Here is a 3170-nt window from a genome sequence, read left to right on the forward strand (position 1 = left end):
ATTGGTTCGGGCAGAATTCCGGCCGAGAGCGACTGCAACGCTTCCAAAGCCGGAGCCACCTTCTGAGAAGGAGTGCGGCGATCGTAGATTTGAGCCTGAGTCTTCTGAGAGTGAGCCATCAAGTCCGCCAAAGCCGCCAGCACAGTATCCTCCGCTCCCGACAATTTAAGGTGAGTAACAATTGAATCCCTCACCATGTGCGGTGTAAACAGTTGGCCTGTCAGCCGATAGCTCCGCCTACTGAAGTAACTACTCAAAGCGCTAGTGTCCAGAGGAGTACCATTGACTCTCGTAAAAAAATACCCATGCTTGGGATTGAAAATAGGTCGCCATTTTTCCAGCCATTCCGTCAAAAAGGGATACAAGCTCTCTGGCAGTTCTATTACCCGCATTTGACCATTCTTGCAAAAACTATCACCCGTCTTGAAGTCAGCAGCACTGTGCTCAACAAACCACTTGTCATCGCGGTTGAATAGAGTGCGGCCAACCTCTAGCTCCCTCAGCGTCCGGCTGCGGTCTGGAAAGGCACTGAACAGCATAAAAATTAAAGCGATTTGGTAACTTTTGGCGATCGCCTTCAGCGGCCGACTATTGCCACACGCATTCCGCTCCTCACATTCCTCTACCAGCCGTCTTCCACAGGCTAAGAAGACTGGCCAATCGAGCCATTTTTTCGATTCATCGGAACGGCGCGGGGTTTGATTTACCCTGACCATAATATCGCGTTCCAACTGCCTCAATTCCTCAATAATGGGAATGTCTTTGTACCCGACCTGCCTGCCACCAACAAGGTGGCGACTGCGCTGTTTCGATGCTTTATGATAAAGAAATTTCGCCACAGCTACCAGACATTCCACAGCTTTAAGCTCCGTATTGGGAGAAGCGCCTCGGGATTCCCTCAACCATTCTAAGTGAGACTCAACTAACTCTATCACTGCATCTATCCCTGCTTCATCTTTCTTGCCTTCAGGAGTTAATCCACTGTAAGCCACCAGTTTTTTGAGATTTAACTCTTCAAGGGAGATGCCCTGATAACGGTGCAGCCAACCTAACACCCTCTTCGCGGCTTGAACGTTACCTATTCCACTAACAGGGCGCAGAGCTTGATCTTGGCGATGGCGATTCCCGACCACAGCAGTTTGGAATTTCAACAACAGATCGAGTTCTTGCTGTAAATCAGGCAAAATCTCTGCAAGTTTCAAGGTGTATTGAAAATTAGGGCAACCCCGAGTGATCGGGCGCTCGGTCACACGAGGTTTGTCCTTACTGAAGCTTCTTGTATTCCACATCTTCGGACAGCGTTTCTCTCTGTCTTTTTTTGTAGCAAGAACTTCCCACTTCCACCAAGATTGTTGCTGATTCCAGAAGAGAAACTTTGTCAAGTGCATTCGATAAGTTCTACAGATAGAGAGCGTACACTTCAGAATCCTAAAGACCTCCTTTTGATAACTCAGAGCATTCTTCAATTCATGGGTAGGAATTTTTTCCAGCAATTTCCAAGCTGCTTTTGACTCAACAGAGGTTAACTTTTTGCCCTCCGGAAAAGGCAAGCCATACTTAGGTAAAACATATCGGAATAAAGCCGTTCGCAGGAGAGTTAATTGATGATTTTTAGCCTCAAGATTTTTTGACTTGTAATCTTGCTCGTAGAGGCGGTAAGCCTCAGCCCAACTTTGCGGTACGGTATTGATGAGTCTGTCGATTTTTAAGTCCTTTGGGGGGTATTTATCACACTTTAACATCAATTGAATGGCACACAATTTGCTTTTTATCTATTAAGATATAAGCAAATAAATGCGGTGTAACTCTTGCTAGTAAGCCTTCACAGCCTCAAGCTTTAGTTCAAGCGTGATAAATAACTGTCAGAATACTTATCACGCTATTTAGACTTGAGTTTCTGTTAGTTCTCGTCTCAAAAAAAACAAAAAAGCCGGGACATTAATCTGTCCCGGCCAAGGGTGTTTTATTCAATTTTTGCTTTGACTCTTGTAACCTTTTTTGCCTATTTCAAAGTCTCCTTGCTTATTAGATTTTGCAACCAGCTCTCACTTCGCTCTGCTCTGGAAACGAGCCAAAAAAAAGGAGCTCCTTGGTAGGGCTCCTGAGTAAGTCGTTTTATTAGCATTAATCGGAAAGTCGTTTCTTGGTTGTGAGGCGTTAAGAAAAAAAGCCCCTGCAAAACAAGATGACTAGCAAAATTTTAGAGAGATGTATGAGTGCTGGTTTCAGATAGCAGCGCTTACTTTTTGGAAACCACTAAAGTGTTATATTCCTGAAAGTCGTGACTGCTGTAAAAAATGATAGCATTAAAGAATCGGAATTGACAAGAGGTAGTGGTGATGACCGTCGGTTTGAGATTTGAGAGCGAGCGCCTGAAAGTCGTCAATAGGAATGCAAGCGGAACCAAACCCCTACCCAACCTGTGCCAATTTTTTAGTCCCCAACGACTTATCTTCTTGCCAAAATTGCCCAAATTTTGAGAAGTTTCTGGCTGTTATGGCTGAAAAACTAGAAAGCTTGCAAGGATTGAACGCTGAGCGGTTACAGGCGTTACTCAATTGTTAATCTATAAACGTCTCGCAAGGCGTTTCTACCCCCCCATAAAAAAGGTTTTTTTTAGTCCAGTCACTTGTCCAGTGATCGACTGGATCTAATCCGAGTTATAATTTGTCCAGTACCAACTGGACAATTGACTGGACATATGGAAACTTACCTGATCGCCAGCCTGCAAGAGCGCTACAACCTAAGCAGCAAGCAATCTGTGTACGATCGCATAAAAGCTTTATCGATCTCACCAGTAGCCCGAGGCAAAATTTCCGGTGAGCAACTGGACAAACTGGACAAGTTAAATCAGCATCTAAAATCTGGCGGCACCCTATCTGATTTTGAGAGCAGCCACACCGAAATTTTCAAAATAGAAGCGATCTCACCTGCGACCACAACAGCTATAAATCAAGACAGAGAAAACTTTCTTGAGCTCATCGAGGCGATCGCCCGACACTTTGCAGCAACTCGCGACCCTCTGCAACATTACTCTGCGTTGGAACAGGCGATCGCCTCGGGTTGGATTCTATCAACTGCCGAAGTTAAAGCGCTCATCGGAGTTAAGCCCAGCGGCGATCTATTCAAGCGGGGGGCTTTTGTATTCATCCGAGCCGACAAAGTTGGGA

General features: G+C 45.3%; 2 protein-coding genes. One reads left to right on the forward strand and one right to left on the reverse strand.

Annotation, left to right across the window (positions count from 1 at the left end; genetic code table 11):
• On the reverse strand, positions 1-1742 hold a 1742-nt coding region (locus tag QUA54_RS33875; protein WP_333419365.1), incomplete at its 3' end, for a site-specific integrase.
• Between the two features lie 959 nt (positions 1743-2701).
• Here QUA54_RS33875 and QUA54_RS33880 point away from each other — a divergent pair.
• Positions 2702-3170: hypothetical protein (locus QUA54_RS33880; RefSeq protein ID WP_333419367.1), on the forward strand; the 469-nt coding region annotated here is incomplete at its 3' end.

The organism is Microcoleus sp. MOSTC5 (assembly GCF_036701825.1).
Lineage (GTDB): Bacteria > Cyanobacteriota > Cyanobacteriia > Cyanobacteriales > Microcoleaceae > Microcoleus > Microcoleus asticus.